The following is a 20156-nucleotide window of genomic DNA, read 5'->3' on the forward strand; positions in this document are numbered from 1 at the left end:
GGCGCTCGCGCTTCGGGGCGTTTTTTTTTCTTCGGGCGGTGTCAGGCGGCGATGCCGTCATTCGCTCCGTAGATACGGCAATACAGCTCGATCACGCGAACGCGGTCATAGGTGAGCGGGCTGGCATAGCGTTTGGGGAGGGTGCCGCAGGGCGCGGTCTCTAGGAAGAGCCCCATCCAGCGGTTCGAGACATCGGAGAACATCTCGTAGATTTCGTTGTGGCGGAACGGGCGCTGATTGGGGAAGTAGAGCCGACCGTCATAGTCTTCGATTTCGACCAGAACCCTTCGCCATGCGGCGTAGGAGCCGACTTCCTCGTGCATGGCGCGTGCAGGCTTCCAGATGTGTTCGCGGTAGAGACGGCGGTTGGCGATTTGGTGATCGGCCAGGACGGCGATCTTTTCGTCCTTTGTGCAAGATGTGGCAAACATGGCATTCTTTCTTTTCTCTATGGAATCATGGGGTTGCGTCCTTAGGATGTGCTATCGACATTCTAGTTCATCGGTCCTCTTTCACTGGCACGCTTTGTCGTGCTCCGGGGGATATGGGAACAGCGAAAGAACTCGCCAAGCGAATCAGGCGTGCGATCCTCTGAGCTGTGGTAGTTTAGCGTACCGCCTGATTCGTTTGCCTTGGGAGACGCCCGTGCCTCGAAAGGAATGGCTCCCAGCAAACCGCTACTGCCGGAATGCGCGGGTTGATGAAGAACAGTTTGCGTTGCTCGTCTGGTTCTGGCTTGGCGGATACTCGTCGCGCGCAGCCCGTAGCGGTATCATGGAGCTTGAACTGCAGGCTGCTCCCAGCGTCAAAACTATTGCCAATTACTTCTGCCGGTTTGGTTACGTCCTCTCGGAGATGACGATTGAGCGCCAGTTCCTGAGCGATTTTCCTTACTTGAAAAATGTGCGGCTGAATGACCTTGAGCTCTACATCGAAATTGTCGAGCACGTGGCGGAAGAAACAATCCAGCACGCCTTGGATGCCTATGGCTATACCGTCTACCGCGCGCTCTACGGTGACAAGCCCTACATCCAAACCACAACGGCGCTTGAGCTGGAGGTCCGTCACATCAGCGCGCTGCGCAAAGGTATAAAGCCTCCGTACAGAGGTGATCTGGCCTTGGCGGCATACAGGCTGATGACCAAAGAAGCCGTGGGGGAGGATGCGAGCGATGAATACTTCCATCGCGTCATGGCTGAGAATTTTCTGGCTGAGCTAGAAGAGAGGCCGATGGACATCAGCAAGTATCGCTGGCGGTAAAGCGCAGCCACGTTTCTCATCCGTTTCCGGCTCAGTGCTGGGTGAGCACCCCCCGAGCGTCAAACGCATAAGGAGGCAATCGCCAGATTTTCATCATCGAAAACAAGATGATGGAAACCTCTCATGCCCCGCCCAAGGAAGAACCGCAAGGCAAACGCCAGCCCTGCTTTTTGCGAGAGCCGCATAAATTATGCTAAACTGAAAGAGGATGGAGGAAGCAGCACTTCCAACACGGCACCGGAGCCGCATGAAGCTCCGGGCCACCATCAAACCCTCAAGGCCAGCGACAACGGACATCAAGGGCACCGATTAACCGGCGCTCTTGCGCCCCACAGCGCAAAAACGCGCGGATGGGCAGGTGTTTTGATGAGTGAAGATGGTATTGATGACATGCCGGGTCTTGGCGGCACCCTCGGCTTTTCCATCGAAGATGGACCGAGGCCAACCGCCAAGTTGGATTTCCGGAAATACGAGCCCTTCTTTGAGGGTTCAGGTGTCAGCGATGAGCAGAAGCGCCAGATTCTCGAAGGCCTGTTTCTGATCGGCATGGAGTTCTACGACAAGGGGTTTGGTCTGGATTTGACCGACCAAGCCTGTGGAAAACTTGGATTTAGTGAGGATGACTCTGCCCCCGAGTCCCGAGATATGGTAAGCTCTGAGGCAGTATCCTTAAGCGAAAAATTCAACTACTGCGCGGCTGTTTAGCAGCCGCAGGACAAGGAGGAGTCATGCAGCATGCACTAGCAAATACGGAAGGCGCGAACGCCGCGCTCATCTACTGCCGTGTCTCGGACAAGAAGCAGAAGACGCAAGGCCACGGCCTTGAGAGCCAGGAGCACCGCTGCCGTAAATACGCGGAAGAGCGCGGCTTTGATGTCGAGATGGTCTTCACCGATGATATCACCGGTGGCGGCGACTTCATGAAACGCCCCGCCATGCGCGCCTTGCTGGCGTTCTTGGCGTCTGAGCCAGGTCAAAACTACACAGTCATCTTCGATGATTTGAAGCGTTTCGCCCGCGATACTCGCTTCCATTGGGACTTGCGCGAGAAGCTCGCCTCGTTTGGAGCGCGCGTCGAATGCCTGAATTTCCGTTTTGATGATTCCCCCGAAGGCCGGTTTGTCGAAACGATGTTTGCGGCCTCCGGCCAGCTGGAGCGTGAACAAAATGGCCGTCAGGTCGTCCAGAAGATGACCGCCCGCGTTGAGAAAGGCTACTACGTCTTTTTCCGCCCGGTCGGCTACCGCTACGAGAAAGACAAAGTGCACGGCAAGATTCTGGTTCGGGACGAGCCTGTCGCTTCCATCATCGCCGAAGCTCTCGAAGGCTTCGCCAGCGGTCGCTTCCGCTCACAAGCCGAGGTGAAGCGCTTCCTTGAAGCCCAGCCGGATTTCCCGAAAAGCGGCAAGAGCGGCTATGTCCACCCGACGAAGGTGCGCGACATGTTGGAGCGCGCGGTCTACGCAGGCTGCATTGAAGCCCCGAAATGGGGCGTTTCCTTGCGCAAAGGCCATCATGAGCCGTTGATTAGCTTTTCCACCTACGAGCGCATCCAAGCGCGTCTCAAGGGCACGTTGAACGCGCCCGCCCGCAAGGATATCAATCAGGACTTCCCGCTGCGCGGCTTCGTGCTGTGCGATGATTGCGGGGAACCGATGACCTCCTGCTGGTCGAAGGGGCGTAACAAGCTCTATCCCTATTATCTGTGCGATACGCCAAGCTGTGGCTCCAAGCGCAAGTCGATCCGCCGCGCTGATATCGAAGATGGTGCAGAAGCTCTCCTGCGCGGTCTGCAACCGGCCACGCAGCTCATGAACCTCGCCAAGGCCATCTTCACTGATATTTGGGAGATGCGCCGCAAGGAGGCCATTGGCGCGCGCAAGGCACTAGAATCCCAGCTCAAGGATGCAAGCAAGCAGATCGACAACTTGCTGGACCGCATCATGGATGCGACCAGACCGTCTGTGATTGGAGCCTACGAAAAGCGCATCGAAGAGCTGGAGCGCGAGAAGATCAGACTGGCTGAACGGGTCGAGTCAGCAGTGCCGAACGAGGCACGCCTGGCTGATTTTATCGAACCGGCCTTGGAATTTTTAGCAAACCCTTGGAATATTTACAAAAATGGCAACTTTGCCCTCAAGCGCACAGTGCTCAAACTGGCCTTTGCAGAGCCTTTAAGGTATAGCCGAAATGAGGGTTATCGAACCGCTGAAACCACCTTTCCTTTCAAGGTGTTAGCGGATTTTTCATCCCTAAAGTGCGGGATGGTGGGCGACCTTGGAATCGAACCAAGCGTGCGTCTCCGCGAGGGAGTTACAGTCCCCTGCCACACCTTGCGGCCTGTCGCCCACTTTCCCACCGGTGACCCGGCGTGGTGGGCTGATTACAGTCGACCAAAACCATCGTCAACAGGAAAATCCCTTGCGATGCGGACGGCAGAGAGGCAAGGGAACGGCACCGCAGGAAAAGGGGTGTGTCATGGCGAAAAAACCGAAATGGGTGGTGGAAAAGGAGCAGGCGAAAAAGGCCCGCTCCGCGGAAACCGTCTGGCTCTTCGGTCTGCACGCGGTGCGCGACGCGCTGGTGAATCCGCGCCGCGAGAAGCTGCGCCTGATCGTGACGCCCAACGCGCAGATAAAACTCGCCGATGCCATCGAAGCGGCGGGCATCGCGCCCGAGATCCACGACCCGCGCAGGTTCCAGGCGCCGCTCGATCCGCAATCGGTGCATCAGGGCGCCGCATTGGAGGTGAAACCGCTCGACTGGGGGCGGCTGGCGGATGTGGCGCTTGGCGACGGCACGCGCCCGCCCCGGCTGGTACTGCTCGACCGGGTGACCGATCCGCATAACGTCGGCGCCATCCTGCGCTCGGCGGAGGTGTTCGGCGCGCAGGCGGTGATCGGCACGTTGCACCATTCGGCGCCCGAAACCGGCGCGCTGGCCAAGACCGCAAGCGGCGCGCTCGAACGCCAGCCCTATCTGCGCGAACGCAACCTCGCCGATACGATCCGCGCGCTTCAGGAGATGGGCTATCTGGTGTTCGGGCTCGACGGCGAGGCCGAAGGCACCGTCGAAGAGGCGCTCGACGGGCTGCGCGACCGGGCCGTGGCGCTGGTGCTGGGGGCCGAAGGTCCGGGCCTTCGGGAAAAGACGAAAGACACCGTGGACCGGCTGGTGCGCATCGACTTCGCCGGCGGCTTCGGCTCGCTCAATGTCTCGAACGCGGCGGCGGTCGCGCTCTATGCAGCGCGCCCATGAATCCGCGCTTTATGCAGCGCGCCCGTAACCTCGCCTGATCTTCCCGACCGGCGCTTGCAGCCTGCCCCGCGCCGGCCCATATCGGATCCCATGCCGACCACCAAGATCGCCACCTGTTCCTATTGCGGCACCCGCGCCGCGCTGATCCTCGATGCCGGGCGGCACGAGCTGGTCTGCGCCTCCTGCGGCGCGCCGCTGCACGAGCTGAAACAGCTCCGCCCCGAGCGGGTCGAACGCAACGCCACGCGCCACCGCCCTTCGGCATTTCGCGAAGACCCGAAAAAGCGCCACAAGGCACTGCGGAAAGCGAAGAAGAAAAAGAAGAAATCCTTCGGCAAGAAAGCCGCAAAGGGGCTGTTCGACCTTCTCGACGACATCTTCGACTGACCCCGCCCCTTCATCATTCTTCAAATACTCCCAAAGCCGCGGTCACCGCCACGCGCAAAGCGGCTCGACGCAAAACCGCCCTAGCCATTTCCGCCCGTTTCTCTTATCTGGCAGGAACGGTACAGGAGGCGCGAGATGGCCGATTACGAAACCCCGGGGCCCGTCGAGACGGACTGGACAGATGCGATTTCCTCGGTCGAGGAGATCATCGAGGACGCCCGCAACGGGCGCATGTTCATCCTGGTCGATCATGAAGACCGCGAGAACGAGGGCGATCTGGTGATCCCCGCGCAATGGGCGACCCCGGACGCGATCAATTTCATGGCCACTCACGGGCGCGGGCTGATCTGCCTCTCGATGACGGCGGAGCGCTGCGACCAGCTCGGCCTCCAGCTCATGTCCACCAACAATTCCTCGCGCCACGAGACCGCCTTCACCATCTCGATCGAGGCCCGCGAGGGGGTGACCACCGGCATCTCCGCCGCCGACCGCGCCAAGACCGTGGCCGTGGCCATCGACGCCTCCAAGGGCGCGCAGGATATCGCAACCCCCGGCCATGTCTTCCCGCTGCGCGCCAAATCCGGCGGCGTGCTGGTGCGCGCCGGCCATACCGAGGCGGCGGTCGACGTCTCGCGCCTCGCCGGGCTCAACCCCGCGGGCGTGATCTGCGAGATCATGAACGAGGACGGCACCATGTCGCGCCTGCCCGAACTGGTCGCCTTCGCACAGCGCCACGGGCTCAAGATCGGCACCATCTCCGACCTGATCTCCTACCGCCGCCGCAACGACAACCTCGTGCGCGCCGAGAAGGAAGAGACCGTCAGCCTGGAATTCGGCGGCGAATGGCATATGCGCATCTACAGCGACACCACCCATGGCGATGAGCATATCGTGCTCAGCAAGGGCGACATCACCACGCCGGAACCGGTGCTGGTGCGCATGCATGCGATGGATCCGATGATGGATATCGTCGGCACCGGCCACCCCGGCCGCGCCGACGAGTTCCGAGACGCCATGCACACCGTCGCCGAGGAAGGCCGGGGCGTCGTGGTGCTCTTGCGCGACACCGCGATGAAGCTCGACCCGCAGGAAGGCACCTCGCCCAAGACGCTGCGGCAATACGGGCTCGGCGCGCAGATCCTCTCCTCGCTGGGCCTTTCCGAGCTCATCCTGCTGACCAATTCCCCCACCCCGAAGATCGTCGGGCTCGAGGCCTACGGGCTCGAGATCGTGGGCACCCGCAAGATCGGAGGCGCCTGATGGCCTCGAACGAAGAACACTACACCCTGCCGCGCCCGTCCTTCGACAAGCCGGTCAAGATCCTCATCGTCGTGGCGCCCTATTACAAGGATATCGCCAACGAGCTGGTGAAGGGCGCCACTGACGAGATCGAGGCCGCGGGCGGCTTTCACGAGGTGATCGAGGTGCCCGGCGCGCTGGAAGTGCCGACCGCCATCGGCATCGCCGAGCGCATGTCGAATTTCGACGGCTACGTGGCGCTCGGCTGCGTGATCCGGGGCGAGACCACGCATTACGAGACCGTGTGCAACGACAGTTCGCGCGCGCTGGCGCTGCTGGGTCTTCAGGGGCTCTGCATCGGCAACGGCATCCTCACCGTGGAGAACCACGAGCAGGCCCGCGTCCGCGCCGAGGCGGCGGGGCAGAACAAGGGCGGCGGCGCGGCCGCTGCGGCCTTGCATCTGCTCGCGCTGGCCCGTAGGTGGGGCGGCGCCCGCAAGGGGGTGGGATTCGTACCCGCCCGGGACGAGTTCCAGGTGGCGGGCGGCTCGCAAGGAAAAGACAGCGCATGACCACCCCGGACGCACCCCCGGCCCTCTCCGGCAATCAGAAACGGCGGATGAAATCCGCCTCGCGGCTCTATGCCGTGCAGGCCCTCTACCAGATGGAGGCCGCCGGCCAGACCGCCGAGAAGGTGCAGTCCGAATTCCTCGATTACCGCTTCGGCGCCGAGATCGAGGAAGGCGTCGAGATGCTGGAGGGCGATATCGAGCTCTTCGGCAGGATCACCTCTTCGGCGGTGAACTGGCAGGCCAAGATCGACCAGATGACCGACCGGGCGCTGGTGGCGAAATGGCCCATCGCGCGCATCGACCCGACGCTGCGCGCCCTCTTCCGTGCCGCCGGGGCCGAGTTCGTCGACAGCGACGCGCCGCCCCGGGTGGTGATCTCGGAATATGTCGACGTGGCCCGCGCCTTCTTTCCCGAGGGCCGCGAGGCGAAATTCGTCAACGCCGTGCTCGACCACATGGCCCGCGAGGCAAAGCCCGAGGCGTTCTGAGCGCGGCCCGCGCCCGCTCTCCCGCACAATCACGACGGCAGCACCAGGTCGCAGGCCACCCTGCGACCCTGCGACGCTTGCGCTTTGGCCAAAGACATTCCAGATTGGGGATATAGCAGCCAGGGGCGCCGCTTTGCCCTTGCCAAACCGACGCGGCGCGATACCTTCTTTCGCGCAGCAAGGAGATTGCCCATGCCCCGCCTCGTGCGCCTCTACATCCTGCAAGTCTTCGCCGGGTTCGGCCTGTCGACGGTTTTCGTCGGCCTGCTGCTCTGGCTGAACGTTGCAAATCTCTACCATCTCGTGACCCATTCAGAGGCCGGCCTGCTGGCGGTGTTCCTGCTGTGGCTGTTCAACGGGCTGGTCTTTGCCGGGGTGCAGTTCGCGATCACCATCATGCGGATGGAAGACAACGGCACGCCCCCCGCCGGCGGCAAGCGCCAGCGCCTGACCACGCTCACCCCCGCGCCGGTGCCGGCAGAAGCGCCCGGCAACCGCAAGGCACGCCGCCGCCTGCTCTGAGCGCGGCCTCCGCAGAGACCTTGAACGAAAGCGCCCCGAGGGGCGCTTTTTCTTTTCGGATCAATCTATTGGGAAATCTGCGGCGGGAACCACACCAACCGTGAGGTTATCTCATTCCCGAGGACCTGTATATACAGGTGGGCGCCAGGTAACCAGACCACGGTCCGGACAGAGCCAGCTCCCTCGGAATTGCTTAAGGCCACCGGAATGCAACCATGACACGAGAAGGGCAGAACCCGCCTGACCCCGAGATAGGATGCGGATGCGGGCGCGGCAAGAGCCCATCGCGCAAATCGTGACCGCAGCCCGCACGCTTGCATTTGTTCACGTAATGTTCATACTCTTCCGCCATGACACTCGCCCCCGACTCTCCCCTGATGCCCGGCCAATGGCTGGCCCGCGGCGTCTGCCGTCACCTTTCCGCCGGGCATGGATTCTCGGTGATCGAAGAATTCGTGCCCGAACGCGGCAAGCGCGTCGATGTGATGGCGCTGGGGCCAAAGGGCGAGATCTGGGTGGTCGAATGCAAGAGCAGCCGCGCCGATTTCCTCTCGGACGGCAAATGGCAGGGCTATCTCGACTGGTGCGACCGCTATTTCTGGGCGGTGGATTCGGAGTTTCCCACCGAGCTGCTGCCCGAGGGCACCGGGCTGATCATTGCCGACGGTTATGACGCGGAGATCCTGCGCATGGGGCCGGAGACGAAGCTCGCGGGCGCGCGGCGCAATGCGCTGATCCGGCGGTTTGCGGTGCATGCGGCGCGGCGGTTGCAGGCGCTGCGCGATCCCGGCGCCGCGCTCGACGGCTGGGGCTGAACAGCTAGGGTCCGTGGGCAAATTCCTTTCAAGGAATTTGCAACTCTCTTCGAAGAGAGTTGTCCCGGCCTCAGCGCTTCGTCTTGACCTTGCGCGCGGCGGCGGCGGCGGCGCGAAGCTCTTCGGCGATCTCCTCCGCCTCTTCGGGATCGAAATCCATCGGCATCTCCATCTCGCCCGCGCTGACGAACAGCCGGACCATGCCGTGATCGGTCGGTCCGATCTGCAAATTCGCTTCGAGATCGCGTTCGGTGTTGATACCCATGGCCTGTCCCTTCCTGCGGCCGTCCGGCGGCTGCGGCATCTCTGCGCATTATCCCCGGGGCGCTTGATTTGCAAGCCGCCCGGTGGAACCCTGCCCGCATGACCGCGCCCGTGCTGAAACCCTATACCGCCGCCGACCGCCCCTGGCTGGTCGAGGCCCATGGCCGCCTCTATGCCCGCGACGAGGGGTTCGACGAGAGCTTTCCGGCGCTGGTGGACGAGATCCTGCGCGGTTTCGAGACCGGGCACGACCCGGCGCGCGAGGCCGGCTGGATCGCCTGGCAGGACGGGCAGCGCCTCGGCAGCATCTTCTGCGTTCGGCTCGACGACGACACCGCCAAGCTGCGGCTCTTCCTGCTCGACCCCGCCGCGCGCGGCAAGGGACTGGGCCGGCACCTGCTCGACACCTGCATGGCCTTTGCCCGCGCCCGCGGATACCGCCGCATGACCCTCTGGACCCATGAAAGCCACCGCGCCGCCTGTGCGCTTTATGCCCGCAACGGCTTTGCCTGCATCAGCGCGACCCCGGTGCGCAGCTTTGGCGTCGAGCTCGTGGAACAGCATTGGGAACGTGCACTTTAGCTCCGGATTTCGGCTTGCATTCATCCGGAGGCGACGCTATTCCCCGCGAACGTGCCGCCTTAGCTCAGTAGGTTAGAGCGCTTGATTGTGGATCAAGAGGTCCCCCGTTCGAGCCGGGGAGGCGGTACCACCTTCCCCCACTTCGACAATGTTGGTGAGCTGCCCTCTCTCAGGAGGTGTTTCAGCCCCTCAGACGCCGCAACGTGGCGGCTGCGGCAAATAGGATCGCGGCAGCGCAGACCATCGAGGGCCCGGCGGGCGTGTCGAGCATGAAGGCGCCCCAGAGCCCCCCCAGCGCCGACAAGGCCCCCAGCACGGCGGCGCTCAGCGCCATGGCCTCGGGGCTGCGGGCGAAGTGGCGCGCGGCGGCGGCGGGAATCAGCAGCATGGCGCTGACCAGAAGCGCCCCCACCACCTTGATCGCCACCGCGACCGCCAGCGCCAGCGCCAGCGTCAGGATGCGCTGTTCGCGGCGCGGGTCGATGCCGCTGGCCCAGGCCAGATCCGGCGAGACCGTCGCGGTCAGCAGCGCCTGCCAGCGCCAGCCAATCAGCGCGATCACCGCCGCAGCGCCGCCCCAGATCACCGCCAGATCGGTACGGGTCACCGCCAGAATGTCGCCGAAGAGATAGGCGGAGAGATCCAGCCGCGCGCCCGGCACGAAGGTCACCGCCACCAGCCCGAAGGCCAGCGCGCTATGCGCCAGCACGCCCAGCAGCGTGTCCATCGCCAGCCCGCGCTCGGACAGGGTGGCCACCAGCAGCGCCATGACCAGCGCCACCGCCAGCGTACCCGCCACCACCGGCAGCGACAGCGCAAGCGCCAGCGCCACGCCCAGCAGCGCCGCGTGCGCCGTGGCGTCGCCGAAATAGGCCATGCGGCGCCAGGCCACGAAACAGCCCAGCGGTGCCGTGGCCAGCGCCAGGCCGAGCCCGGCCAAAGCCGCGCGGATCAGGAAATCGTCGAGCATCTCAGCCAGCCTCCGCCTGTCGCGGCGCTGTGCCGTGGTCGTGATCGTGGGTGCAGGTCTCGTCATGGCTGTGGCTGTGCTGGTGGCGATAGAGCGCCAGCGCGCCATGGGTGCCGGTGCCGAAGAGCGCCCGGTATTCCGCCGCCTGCGCCACCACCTCCGGGTGCCCCTGACAGCAGACATGCCCGTTGAGGCAGACCACCCGGTCCGAGGCGCTCATCACCACATGCAGCTCGTGGCTGACCATCACCACGGCGCAGCCCAGATGCGCGCGGATCTCTTCGATCTGCCGATAGAACGCCGCCGAGCCGGGCTGGTCGAGCCCCTGCGTCGGTTCGTCGAGCAGCAGCAGCTCGGGCTTGTTGAGCAGCGCGCGCGCCAGCAGCACCCGCTGGAACTGCCCGCCGGAGAGCCCCGCCATGGGCCGCTCGCCCAGGCTCTCCGCCCCGGCCTCTTGCAGCGCCGCCCGGCGCTCGGCAGCCGGCACCCGGCGCGGCAGCGACAGAAAGCGCATGACGGTCATCGGCAGGGTCGGGTCCATCGCGAGCTTTTGCGGCACATAGCCCAGCCGCAGCCCGGGCTTGCGCAGGATGCGCCCCGCCTCGGGCTTCAGCGCACCGATCAGCATGCGCAGCAGCGTCGACTTGCCCGATCCGTTCGGCCCGACAATGGTGACGATCTCGCCCGGGTCGATGTGAAAATCGACCCCCTGCAACACCGGATGGTTGCCCAGCGAGACCGAGAGCCCGGTGGCCTCGATCAGGCTCATGCCCGCGCCTCCCGGCAGGCCGGGCACAGCCCCTCGGCTTCGATCACCATGCGGGCGACCTCGAAATTCAGCTCGCCCGCCGCGGCGCGCACCGCCTGCGCGATCCCGCGCGAGGGCATCTCGGCCACCGCGCCGCAGCCCGAGCAGATGAGAAAGGCCGGGGCGTGGCGTTCGCCGGGATGGGCGCAGGCGACAAAGGCATTCAGCCGCTCGATCTTGTGGGCGAATCCGTGGCTGACGAGGAAATCCAGCGCCCGGTAGACGGTGGGCGGCTGCGCCCCCTGCCCCTCGTCGCGCAGCACGTCGAGCAGCTCATAGGCGCCCATGGCCCGGTGCTCGCGCAGCAGAATCTCCAGCACCCGCCGGCGCTGTGGCGTCAGTTGCAGACCCTGCGCGGTGCAGGTCTCCTCCGCGGCGCCGAGCGCCTGTGAAATGCAGTGACGATGATCGTGCGAGGCAAACCCGAGCGTGTCCATGACAACCTCCGTAATCCAGGGGTTGATATGTTATAGCATCCCGATTATCAACCCTCCCCACAATGTTATATCATAACGGGATTCCCACCATGCTGAAACCGCTGCTCCCCGCCGCGCTGCTGCTGGCCACGCCGCTCTGGGCCGAGGCCCCGCGCACCGTCACCGATATCGGCCCCGTGCAGGGGCTGGTCGCCTCGGTGATGGGCGATCTCGGCTCGCCGGAGCTGCTGGTGCCGCAGGGCGCCTCGCCGCATAGCCACGCGCTGACCCCCTCGCAGGCGCGCGCGCTTCAGCAGGCGGAGCTGGTGTTCTGGATCGGGCCGGACTTGACGCCGGGCATCGGCCGCAAGATCGAGGCGATCGCCGGCGAGGCCACGGTGCTGGAGCTCTCCGAGCAGCCGGGCGTGATGCATCTCGCCGCCCGCGACAATGCGATTTTCGGCACCCGCGCCGAGGCCGATACCGGTCATGAGCACGACGATCACGATCACGACGAAGACACGCACGACGATCATGGTCACGACGACCACGCTGACGACGATCATGACGACCACGCGCATGACACGGCGCATGCGCATGATCACGATCATGGCGACGACGACCCGCATCTCTGGCTCTCGCCCGACAATGCCGCCGCCTGGCTGCCGGTCATCGCCGATGCGCTGGCCGAGGCCGATCCGGAGAATGCCGAAACCTACCGCGCCAACGCCGCCGCCGCACGCACAGCGCTGGAAGAGGCCGTGTCTGAGGCCCGCGATATGTTGGGGGCGGTGCAAGAAGACCGTTTCGTGGTCTTCCACGACGCCTATCAGTATTACGAACAGGCGTTCGGCCTGCATGTGATCGGCGCGATCAAGCTCGCGGATGCCTCCGATCCCAGCCCGGCCCGGCTCGACGCACTGCGCGATGTCATCTCCGACAGCGGCGCCAGCTGCGTCTTCGCCGAGCCGCAATTCGACCCGCGCCTGATCGCCGCCGTCACAGAAGGAACGGAGATTGGGGTTGCGGATCTCGACCCGCTGGGCATGGCGCTGGAACCGGGCGCAGGCTTCTATCCCGCGCTGATCGGAGATCTGGCCAGCCGCATCGCCGCCTGCGCAGAGCGCTAAGGCGTCGCTCGACACGGCATTAAACGCGCGAACGGTGGGCAGATTGCCCACCCTACGGGCTCTGGGTAGGGTGGGCAATCTGTCCACCGCACCGCCGTGACCGCCACCGCGGCCCCCTATCCCCGCCCCGTAAACACCTCCAACGCGATCCCGGCCGCCTCGAGCGCCGACCGCACCGTCCGCGCGATCTCAAGCGCAGTCTTGCCGTCGCCATGCAGACAGATCGTGTCCACCGGCGCCGGGATGCGCTTGCCGCTCTCGGCGATGATTGCCCCCTCGCGCACCATCGCCACCATGCGCTCCGCCGCCAATGCCGGGTCGTGGATCACCGCGCCCGGGAGCGACCGGTCGACAAGCGTGGCATCGTCGTTATAGGCGCGGTCGGCAAAGATCTCGCCCGCCCAGCGACACCCCAGCGCCTCCACCGCCTGCTGCTGCGCCGTGGCCGCCAGCACCATGACTATGATGTCCGGATCGACCGACAATGCGCCCTCATAGGCCGCCCGCGCCAGCGCGGCGTCTTCCGAGCACATGTTCGACAGCGCCCCATGCAGCTTGAGATGCCGCACCGTGCCGCCCGCCGCCCGCGCCATCGCCTGCGCCGCGCCCAGCTGATAAGCCACGAGATTGCGCAGGCTGTCACCGGCGATCGGCATGCGCCGACGTCCAAAGCCCTGAAGATCGGGAAAGCCCGGATGCGCGCCGATGCCGGTGCCGCGCGCGACAGACTGCGTCATGGTCGCGGCCATCACGTCCCAGTCGCCGGCGTGAAAGCCGCAGGCGATATTGGCCGAGGTGATGACGTCGAGCAGCGCGGAATCCTGCCCCATCACCCAGGGGCCGAAGCTCTCCCCCATATCCGCGTTCAGATCGACCGATGCCATGGCATGTCCTTTCAATGATCGTGATGATCGCCGCTCGAAAACCCACTGACCAGCTTGTGGGACAGAAGATCCGGCACATCCGCCGGATCGCGGATCAGCGGCTCGACACGGCGCGGAAGCTCCGCGATCTCTTTGCGATAGGCGGCTTCCGCCTCCAGCGCCGCGTCGAGCGAGATCCAGCGGAAGGACAGCCGCGCCCCCGCCGGCGCCTGCGCGACGCGCGGTAGATCGGCGGGGATCACCGTGGCCAGCCGGGGATAGCCGCCGGTGGTCTGACAATCCGCCATCAGCACGAAGGGCGCGCCGTCACCGGTCACCTGGATATCGCCGGGCGCGATCACCTCCGAGACCACCGACAGCCCGCCCTCGACACCATAGCCCGCCCCCTCGGGGGTGAGCTTCACCCCCATGCGGTTGGCGCGCATGTCGCGCACGAAGGCTTCCTCGCCGAAACGCCTGCGCTGCTCCTCGGGGAAGAGCCCGGTTTGCAGGCTTTCCACCACGCGCAGCACACCGCCGGAGAACCGGTCCGCCACCGGCAGCTTACGCGCGGTCTCGCCGCCCTTGTCGGGGCCGACCGCAAGCCGCGTGCCCGCCGTCACCGGCGCGCCGAGCCCGGCGGTCAGATGAGCCGATTGCGCGCCGAGGATCGCGGGCTCGGCAAAACCGCCGCCCACATGCAGATAGCCGTAGGCGCCGCTGGTGGCCGGGCCGATCTCCAGCTGTGCCCCCGCCGGCAGCAAATGCGCGGCCTGCCAGAGCAGCGGCTGACCGTCGAGCGTGGCGCGCATCGGCGCGCCGGTCAGCGCGATGCGCATCTCCTCGCTCGCCTCGAAGAGCCCGCCGACGCCGGCCATTTCCAGCGCCACACCCCGTTTGCCACCCAAGAGCGCAGCGCCTTCGGCGAGTGCCAGCCGGTCCATGGCGCCGCCGCGCGAGAGGCCATAGGCGATCCAGCCCGGCCGGCCCTCGTCCTGCAAGGTCAGCGCCGGCCCCGCGCGATGCACGATCAGCGCCCGGCTCATGCCAATGCCTCCCAGCTTGCACCGCCCTCGGCATCATCCTGCATCCTGGCAAACACCTCTTCCGAGACCGCGGGGAATTCCACCTCGTCGCCCGGCGCCAGCAGAAAGGGCCGCTCCTCGCCCAGCCGCACCAGCCGCACCGCGGTCTGACCGACATGGCGCCAGCCGGTCTGTGCCTGCACGGTGAAGAGCACGAATTGCCTTATTGCCAGCACCAGAGCGCCGATGGGCACCCTCGGCGTGAGCGCCTGCTGGCGCGGGATATCCCAGCACTCCGGCAGCTCGCCCAGATAGGGCTGCCCCGGCGCAAATCCCAGCGCCGTCACCCGCACCCGCGTGCGGCTGAGCGAGTCCCGCGCCGCCGCCTCGGAGAGCCCCGCCGCCGCCGCTGCCTCGCCGAACTGCGGCGCCAGCGTGCCACCATAGACTGTGGGAATGCGGTGCAGGCGCCGCCCCTGTGGCAGCGCTGCCTGCATCCAGTCACGGCTGTCGATCAGCTCGCGCAGCTTTGCCTCCAGCGCGGCGTGGCGCAGATAGAGCGGGTCGAAGCGCAGATAGCAGGAGACCAGCGACGAGGCGCTCTCCTCGACCCCGTCCCAGCCTTCGCGCTCTACCTCGGCACGAAAGGCCAGCGCGGCGCGGTTCGCGGTCTCGCTCAGCCGGTCGCCAAAGCTGACCAGCATGCCGTCGACCCCGACCGTGCGAATCACCGGAAATCCGGCGGCGTCCAGCGCCATGCAAAATCACTCCCGAAATTGCCCGTGTCGGCAGTGTTAACACTCACTGCCCGGGCCGCAAGCGGCGGAGGGGAATGCCGGCGGGATGCGCGGGCCGGTCCTGCTTGTGCCACGCGCGGCACATCGCGATAGTGCCGGGGATTAGGCATGGACGAGGGAGGACCGGAATGGCCCTGAAAATCAGCGCGGCGCAGATGGTGGCGGAAGCGCGCACCCAGATCCCCGAGGTCGCAACGGAAGAGGCCATCGCTCAGCTTGGCGATCCGGATCTGGTGATCGTCGACATCCGCGATGTACGCGAACGCCAGCGCACGGGCTGCATTCCCGGTTCGGTACACGCGCCGCGCGGCATGATCGAATTCTGGGTCGATCCGGACAGCCCCTATCACAAGGAGGTCTTCGCCCAGGCCGGCAAGCGCTACCTCTTTCACTGCGCCAGCGGCTGGCGCTCGGCACTGACCGTGGCGACGCTTCAGGAGATGGGGTTCGAAGCCGCCCATCTGAAGGACGGCTTCAACGACTGGGTGCAAGCCGGAGGCCCGGTCGAGCCTGTGGCACCCAAAAGCTGAGTCCCTTTTCAGCGTGCCAGCACCGCAAAGAGATCGTTGCGAGCACGGCCGGAGGCGTCGGCCAGCTCGTTCAGGCTCTGGTCGGCATCCGCCACCGCGAATCCCGCCGATCTGAGGGCGGCGCTCAGCGCCTCCGGCGTTTCGCCGATCACCGCGGCGACTTCGGCAACCGAACCGTCCAGCATCTTCTGCGCGACCGCAAAGACCGGCGGCCGCCCGCCGGACTGCTCCCGCCCGAGTGTCGGTACGACGAAGGCGGCGGCGGCCAGCGCGGAGGCTGCTAGCGTTCCGGCAAAGATCGGACGGCGCAGATAGCCCAGCATGGGGCGCCAGTTCTTCCAGATATGCAGCACGAAGGGCAGGATGAGCAGCAGGCTCAGCCATTCATGCATGCTGTGAAACCAGACCGAATTCCAGTGAAAGAACAGGGCCAGCCCCGAGAGCAGCGAGATCAGGAACAGGCCGGTGATGAGCGGCGTGGCGATACGTTTGAGAAAGGCGGTCATGGCGGTCTCTTGGCTTTGACGGAACAAAAAAAGCATCGCGGGCGCTGGCGCGCGGCGGCACATCTTCTTTCACGCGGCCCCCTGCATGCCCCGTCGCGGATTTCCTGCGAGGCGGGCAAATTTCCTCTTGCAGAGCGGCGCGCAAGCCTCTACATCGCCTCCACCATCGGGAACGCGGGCGTAGCTCAGGGGTAGAGCATTACCTTGCCAAGGTAAGGGTCGTGAGTTCGAATCTCATCGCCCGCTCCAGATGGACCCTTCGACAGCAAGACTGTCGTAAACGGATGCGGGCGTAGCTCAGGGGTAGAGCATTACCTTGCCAAGGTAAGGGTCGTGAGTTCGAATCTCATCGCCCGCTCCAATATTTCAGACAATACAAGTCGTTGGACGCTGACAGGTGGCATGCCGGTGGCCCGTCATGGCGCGTCGCATACTTTTTGCGCGCCGTCCCGCCACCTGCTCGTGCCGCTCCGCCGCGCATCTCAGCACCGTCCCAAAACGGCCCCGAACGCGCATGGATGACGGCCCGGACTATCGCCCCGATGAAAAGTTGATAAACTTAATAAGGTATTGAAATTTGCGCTGCGCTGTGGTGACTCTCTGACCAACCACAACAGCCAGCCCCCTGCCGAGACAGGCGACGCCAGCGGACCGTGTACCAGATCACGTTTCAAGGAGTTGCCGGTGTCCCGTGCCGTCCCCCCCGCCTTTCGCCGCGCGCTGATCGCATGCGCCGCCGTGCTGGCCCTGCCCTCTCTGCTCGCAGCCCAAGACGCCGCCCCGACCGGCCTTTCGCTGGAACTCAACGCACAGGAACAGGTCGAAAAGGGCTGCAAACTCAGCTTTCTCGCCCGCAACGGATTTGACGGCGATATCGCCAAGGCGGTGTTCGAAACCGTGCTGTTCGACGGCGACGGCCAGGTCGAGCGCCTGACGCTGTTCGATTTCGGCACATTACCCGCCGGCAAGCCCCGGCTGCGGCAATTCGTTGTGCCCGGGCTGCAATGCGATGCGCTGGGGCAGATTCTGATCAATGGCGCCAGCACCTGCGAGGCGGGCACGCTTGGCGCCGGAGCCTGCGGCGAGGGGCTGACCCTCACCAGCCGCACCGACGTGGAGATGATGGGATGATCGACACGCTTTTCGACACCGTTTCCGACCTGCTGATCCGCGTGGCCGAGCTTGGCGGACCGGTCGTGCTGCTGCTCATCGCGCTGTCGGTGCTGACGCTGACCGTGATTCTCTACAAGCTCTGGCAGTTCCGCGCCGCTGGCGTCGGGCGCCACAAGGCGCTGCGTCTCGCCGTCGCCGCCTGGGACGCGGGCGATACCGCCATCGCGCGCCGCGAACTGGCCCACTCGAAAAGCTATCTCAAGCCGGTGATCGCCATGGCCTTTGCCGGGCGCTGCGACGCGGCGCGGCTGGATGCCGAGGCCGAGACCCGCTTTGCCCGGCTCGAAAGCGGCTTCCGTTTTCTCGATTCGGTGGCGCAGCTCTCGCCGCTGCTGGGGCTGTTCGGCACGGTGCTTGGGATGATCTCAGCGTTTCAGGCACTTCAGGAAGCCGGTGCGCAGGTCGACCCGTCGATCCTCGCCGGCGGCATCTGGGTGGCGCTGCTGACCACCGCCGTGGGGCTCGCCGTGGCGATGCCGACCTCGATCGTACTGAGCTGGTTCGAAACCCGCATGGAGGCCGAGCGCGTGCTGGCCGAAAAGGCGCTGCGCAGCGTGCAGTCCCCCGCAGGCGGCATGCCGAAGGAGGCCGCCGCGCTGGCCCCTTCCGGAGCTTCTGCCCATGCGTAAGATGCGGCGCAGGCGCAAGCTTTCGATGACGTCGCTGATCGACGTCATCTTCCTGCTGCTGCTCTTCTTCATGCTTACCTCGACCTTCACACGGTTTTCCGAAGTCGAACTGACCTCCGGCGGCACCGGTGCCGCGCCCTCCGCCTCCGAGCGCCCGCTCTTCCTCCAGCTCGGCCCGGAGAGCGCGCGGCTCAACAGCGCCGATATCGTGCTGGACAGTTTGGCCGAGGCGCTGGCCGAGCAGCGCGGCGAAGGCAGCGAGGCACGGCGGCTTCTGGTCGCGCTCCAACCCGGCGTTACCGCGCAAAGACTGACCGACCTGCTGGTGATCCTGCGCGGCGTGCCGGGCTTTACGCCCACCGTTCTGGGAGCGTCCTGATGCGTGCGCGCCGACCGAAATCCGAACGCGAACCGACCATCGCCCTGATCAACATCGTCTTTTTGATGCTGATCTTCTTCCTCGTGGCCGGCACGCTGGCACAGCCGCTCGATCCGGCGCTGAAGCTGGTGAGCACTGCCGATCTGGAAGGCAGCCCGCCGCCGCCCGATGCGCTGGTGGTGCATCCAGACGGCGCGCTCAGCCATCGCGGCGAGGTTCAGGAGTCGCCCGAGACCTATCTCGCGGCGCTGGACCCCGAGGCCCGCGCGCTGGTGCGCCTGGTGCCCGACCGCGATCTGCCCGCCGCCGATCTGGTGGAGGTGGCGCGGGCGCTGCGTGCCGGCGGGGCGGAAAAGGTCATGATCGTCAGTGAAAGGGGGCTGCAATGATTGCCAAATCCCGCGTTCTGAAAGGTGTCGCGCTGCTGATGGCATGCAGCGCCCATGGCGCGCTGGCGCTGGCGCTGCTGCCCGGCAGCGAACCGTTCGAGATCGAAGGCTCGGGCGGGGCCGCCGAAGCCCGGCTCGGATCGAGCTTTGCCGATATGGCGGCCGGCACGCTATCCGCGACACCGCCAGAAGAGCCCACCGAGGCCGAACCGGTGGAAGAGGCGGCACTGACCCCGGAGCCGCCCGCCGAGACCGCTCAGCCGACGCCACCCGAGGCCGAGGCGACGCCTCCGGCCGAGCGCGCGCAGACCAGTCCCAGCCTCGCCGAGCCCACGCCGGACGCCATCGCGGCGGAGCCGCTGCCCGCGGCGCCGGCGCCGGATGCGGTCGCCGCGCTGCCCGCGGAAGTGCCGGAACAGACCTCATCCGAAGCCCCTGCCGAACGCATCGAAGCCGAGGAGGACGACACGCCGCCGAACGCGCTGGCCAGTTCGCTGCGCCCGATGGAGCGGCCCGAGGCCCTGCGCAAGCCGGAGCCCGCGCCGAAACCGGCAGCCAAGCCGAAACCCAAGACCCAGAAGCCAAAGACCCAGACCGCCCGCAAGCAGCCGGAGCGGACCCCACAGGCCGCGCCTCAGGGGAACGCGAACCGCAATGCCAATGCCGGTCAGGAACGGGGCAGCGAAACCGCCAAGGCCACACGCAGCGGCGCCGGCGGCAAGAGCAATCAGGCGGGCAACGCTGCCGCCAGCAACTATCCCGGTCAGGTCATGCGCAAGATCGCACGCGTGCCGCGCCCGCGCCTGAACGCGCGCGGCGGTACAGTGGTCGCGTTCCGCATCTCCGGCAATGGCGGGCTGGCCGGTGCCTCGGTGCTGCGCAGCTCCGGATCGTCCGCGCTCGATGCGGCCGCGCTGAGGGTCGTGCATCGCGCCGCCCCCTTCCCGGCTCCCCCCGCAGGCGCGCGGCGCGAATTCTCCTTCGAGATTTCACCCGCAAACTGAGGCGATGGCCTCACCCGGCGCATTCGCTTTGTGATCGCAGCGGAGCGGTGGGCAGATTGCCCACCCTACAGGGCCGGCACCCCGGCACGATCCGCCACAGCTCCGATCCCCGCCTCAAACCGGTTCCAACACCGACGCACAAACGAGAAA

At 65.7% G+C, this 20156-nt stretch carries 26 protein-coding genes, 4 tRNA genes and 1 pseudogene; 21 read left to right on the forward strand and 10 right to left on the reverse strand.

The window, feature by feature from the left end; translation table 11 throughout:
• Positions 1-41: 41 nt before the first annotated feature.
• The gene (locus tag I6N89_RS18920; protein WP_207020074.1) at positions 42-431 is read right to left on the reverse strand and encodes a hypothetical protein; all 390 of its coding nucleotides are present in this window, start codon (positions 429-431) and stop codon (positions 42-44) included.
• Between the two features lie 214 nt (positions 432-645).
• On the opposite strand from I6N89_RS18920, the gene I6N89_RS18925 reads away from it, so the two are divergent.
• From I6N89_RS18925 to I6N89_RS25535, 3 genes and pseudogenes are all read left to right on the forward strand, one after another.
• On the forward strand, positions 646-1260 hold the full coding sequence (locus I6N89_RS18925) for a hypothetical protein (RefSeq protein ID WP_207020075.1): 615 nt from the start codon (positions 646-648) through the stop codon (positions 1258-1260).
• Positions 1261-1383: 123 nt separating this feature from the next.
• Entirely contained in the window at positions 1384-1965 is a 582-nt protein-coding gene (locus I6N89_RS18930; protein ID WP_207020076.1) for a hypothetical protein, read from the forward strand.
• A gap of 23 nt (positions 1966-1988) precedes the next feature.
• Positions 1989-2966 (forward strand): annotated as a pseudogene (locus tag I6N89_RS25535) (recombinase family protein); the annotation flags it as partial.
• Between the two features lie 559 nt (positions 2967-3525).
• On the opposite strand, the gene I6N89_RS18940 reads toward I6N89_RS25535, so the two are convergent.
• Positions 3526-3609, reverse strand: a tRNA-Tyr gene (locus tag I6N89_RS18940).
• A gap of 129 nt (positions 3610-3738) precedes the next feature.
• Here I6N89_RS18940 and rlmB point away from each other — a divergent pair.
• The 7 genes from rlmB (at position 3739) to I6N89_RS18975 (ending at position 8541) form a co-directional block, all read left to right on the forward strand.
• Positions 3739-4518 (forward strand): 23S rRNA (guanosine(2251)-2'-O)-methyltransferase RlmB, encoded by a 780-nt coding sequence (gene rlmB / locus I6N89_RS18945; RefSeq protein ID WP_207020077.1) that lies wholly within the window; start codon positions 3739-3741, stop codon positions 4516-4518.
• A 90-nt stretch (positions 4519-4608) separates the two neighbouring features.
• Positions 4609-4905, forward strand: a complete 297-nt coding sequence (locus I6N89_RS18950) for a hypothetical protein (RefSeq protein ID WP_207020078.1) — start codon at positions 4609-4611, stop codon at positions 4903-4905.
• Between the two features lie 135 nt (positions 4906-5040).
• Positions 5041-6165 (forward strand): 3,4-dihydroxy-2-butanone-4-phosphate synthase, encoded by a 1125-nt coding sequence (ribB, locus tag I6N89_RS18955; RefSeq protein ID WP_207020079.1) that lies wholly within the window; start codon positions 5041-5043, stop codon positions 6163-6165.
• Positions 6165-6716: a 6,7-dimethyl-8-ribityllumazine synthase gene (locus tag I6N89_RS18960; protein ID WP_207020080.1), complete on the forward strand. Its 552-nt coding sequence runs from the start codon at positions 6165-6167 to the stop codon at positions 6714-6716. Before ribB ends, I6N89_RS18960 begins: the two co-directional genes overlap by 1 nt.
• On the forward strand, positions 6713-7204 hold the full coding sequence (nusB, locus tag I6N89_RS18965) for a transcription antitermination factor NusB (protein WP_207020081.1): 492 nt from the start codon (positions 6713-6715) through the stop codon (positions 7202-7204). Before I6N89_RS18960 ends, nusB begins: the two co-directional genes overlap by 4 nt.
• Positions 7205-7396: 192 nt before the next feature.
• Positions 7397-7726: a hypothetical protein gene (locus I6N89_RS18970; RefSeq protein WP_207020082.1), complete on the forward strand. Its 330-nt coding sequence runs from the start codon at positions 7397-7399 to the stop codon at positions 7724-7726.
• Positions 7727-8076: 350 nt separating this feature from the next.
• Positions 8077-8541 (forward strand): MmcB family DNA repair protein, encoded by a 465-nt coding sequence (locus I6N89_RS18975; RefSeq protein ID WP_076695726.1) that lies wholly within the window; start codon positions 8077-8079, stop codon positions 8539-8541.
• Between the two features lie 70 nt (positions 8542-8611).
• Here I6N89_RS18975 and I6N89_RS18980 read toward each other — a convergent pair whose 3' ends face one another.
• Complete coding sequence (locus I6N89_RS18980; protein ID WP_076695728.1) at positions 8612-8806, reverse strand: DUF6324 family protein; 195 nt, start codon at positions 8804-8806, stop codon at positions 8612-8614.
• Positions 8807-8904: 98 nt separating this feature from the next.
• Here I6N89_RS18980 and I6N89_RS18985 point away from each other — a divergent pair, with 98 nt between their 5' ends.
• Complete coding sequence (locus tag I6N89_RS18985; RefSeq protein WP_207020083.1) at positions 8905-9387, forward strand: GNAT family N-acetyltransferase; 483 nt, start codon at positions 8905-8907, stop codon at positions 9385-9387.
• Between the two features lie 53 nt (positions 9388-9440).
• A tRNA-His gene (locus I6N89_RS18990) sits at positions 9441-9517 on the forward strand.
• A 51-nt stretch (positions 9518-9568) separates the two neighbouring features.
• Here I6N89_RS18990 and I6N89_RS18995 read toward each other — a convergent pair.
• Genes I6N89_RS18995 through I6N89_RS19005 form a run of 3 tightly spaced genes read right to left on the reverse strand, consistent with a single transcriptional unit; the run spans position 9569 to position 11602 of the window.
• A complete protein-coding gene (locus tag I6N89_RS18995) occupies positions 9569-10357 on the reverse strand; it encodes a metal ABC transporter permease (RefSeq protein WP_207020084.1) in 789 nt (262 codons plus the stop codon).
• A 1-nt stretch (position 10358) separates the two neighbouring features.
• Positions 10359-11126: a metal ABC transporter ATP-binding protein gene (locus I6N89_RS19000; protein ID WP_207020085.1), complete on the reverse strand. Its 768-nt coding sequence runs from the start codon at positions 11124-11126 to the stop codon at positions 10359-10361.
• Complete coding sequence (locus I6N89_RS19005; protein ID WP_207020086.1) at positions 11123-11602, reverse strand: transcriptional repressor; 480 nt, start codon at positions 11600-11602, stop codon at positions 11123-11125. Before I6N89_RS19005 ends, I6N89_RS19000 begins: the two co-directional genes overlap by 4 nt.
• An 89-nt stretch (positions 11603-11691) precedes the next feature.
• On the opposite strand from I6N89_RS19005, the gene I6N89_RS19010 reads away from it, so the two are divergent.
• Positions 11692-12711, forward strand: a complete 1020-nt coding sequence (locus tag I6N89_RS19010) for a zinc ABC transporter substrate-binding protein (RefSeq protein WP_207020087.1) — start codon at positions 11692-11694, stop codon at positions 12709-12711.
• A gap of 116 nt (positions 12712-12827) precedes the next feature.
• On the opposite strand, the gene I6N89_RS19015 is transcribed toward I6N89_RS19010, so the two are convergent.
• The 3 genes from I6N89_RS19015 to I6N89_RS19025 are packed head-to-tail and all read right to left on the reverse strand — an operon-like array spanning position 12828 to position 15357.
• A complete protein-coding gene (locus I6N89_RS19015; protein ID WP_207020088.1) occupies positions 12828-13595 on the reverse strand; it encodes a LamB/YcsF family protein in 768 nt (255 codons plus the stop codon).
• A gap of 11 nt (positions 13596-13606) precedes the next feature.
• On the reverse strand, positions 13607-14620 hold the full coding sequence (locus tag I6N89_RS19020) for a biotin-dependent carboxyltransferase family protein (protein WP_207020089.1): 1014 nt from the start codon (positions 14618-14620) through the stop codon (positions 13607-13609).
• On the reverse strand, positions 14617-15357 hold the full coding sequence (locus I6N89_RS19025; protein WP_207020090.1) for a 5-oxoprolinase subunit B family protein: 741 nt from the start codon (positions 15355-15357) through the stop codon (positions 14617-14619). The genes I6N89_RS19020 and I6N89_RS19025 overlap by 4 nt, the downstream gene beginning before the upstream one ends.
• Before the next feature lie 167 nt (positions 15358-15524).
• Between I6N89_RS19025 and I6N89_RS19030 the strand changes: the two genes are divergently transcribed.
• Entirely contained in the window at positions 15525-15926 is a 402-nt protein-coding gene (locus I6N89_RS19030) for a rhodanese-like domain-containing protein (protein ID WP_207020091.1), read from the forward strand.
• Positions 15927-15934: 8 nt separating this feature from the next.
• On the opposite strand, the gene I6N89_RS19035 is transcribed toward I6N89_RS19030, so the two are convergent.
• Entirely contained in the window at positions 15935-16432 is a 498-nt protein-coding gene (locus I6N89_RS19035) for a DUF4405 domain-containing protein (protein WP_207020092.1), read from the reverse strand.
• Positions 16433-16606: 174 nt separating this feature from the next.
• On the opposite strand from I6N89_RS19035, the gene I6N89_RS19040 reads away from it, so the two are divergent.
• The 7 genes from I6N89_RS19040 (at position 16607) to I6N89_RS19070 (ending at position 20006) form a co-directional block, all read left to right on the forward strand.
• Positions 16607-16681: transfer RNA gene (locus I6N89_RS19040), tRNA-Gly, on the forward strand.
• A gap of 37 nt (positions 16682-16718) precedes the next feature.
• Positions 16719-16793, forward strand: a tRNA-Gly gene (locus I6N89_RS19045).
• A 323-nt stretch (positions 16794-17116) separates the two neighbouring features.
• Positions 17117-17563: a hypothetical protein gene (locus I6N89_RS19050; RefSeq protein ID WP_328805903.1), complete on the forward strand. Its 447-nt coding sequence runs from the start codon at positions 17117-17119 to the stop codon at positions 17561-17563.
• Positions 17560-18234, forward strand: a complete 675-nt coding sequence (locus tag I6N89_RS19055) for a MotA/TolQ/ExbB proton channel family protein (protein ID WP_207020093.1) — start codon at positions 17560-17562, stop codon at positions 18232-18234. Before I6N89_RS19050 ends, I6N89_RS19055 begins: the two co-directional genes overlap by 4 nt.
• Positions 18227-18613: a biopolymer transporter ExbD gene (locus tag I6N89_RS19060; RefSeq protein WP_236016725.1), complete on the forward strand. Its 387-nt coding sequence runs from the start codon at positions 18227-18229 to the stop codon at positions 18611-18613. The genes I6N89_RS19055 and I6N89_RS19060 overlap by 8 nt, the downstream gene beginning before the upstream one ends.
• A complete protein-coding gene (locus I6N89_RS19065) occupies positions 18613-19002 on the forward strand; it encodes an ExbD/TolR family protein (RefSeq protein ID WP_207020094.1) in 390 nt (129 codons plus the stop codon). The genes I6N89_RS19060 and I6N89_RS19065 overlap by 1 nt, the downstream gene beginning before the upstream one ends.
• Positions 18999-20006 carry an energy transducer TonB family protein gene (locus tag I6N89_RS19070; protein WP_207020095.1) on the forward strand — a complete coding sequence of 336 codons (1008 nt, stop codon included), beginning with the start codon at positions 18999-19001 and terminating at the stop codon, positions 20004-20006. The genes I6N89_RS19065 and I6N89_RS19070 overlap by 4 nt, the downstream gene beginning before the upstream one ends.
• Positions 20007-20156: the final 150 nt, after the last annotated feature.

It is taken from the genome of Salipiger abyssi (assembly GCF_017311415.1).
GTDB classification, from domain to species: domain Bacteria; phylum Pseudomonadota; class Alphaproteobacteria; order Rhodobacterales; family Rhodobacteraceae; genus Salipiger; species Salipiger abyssi_A.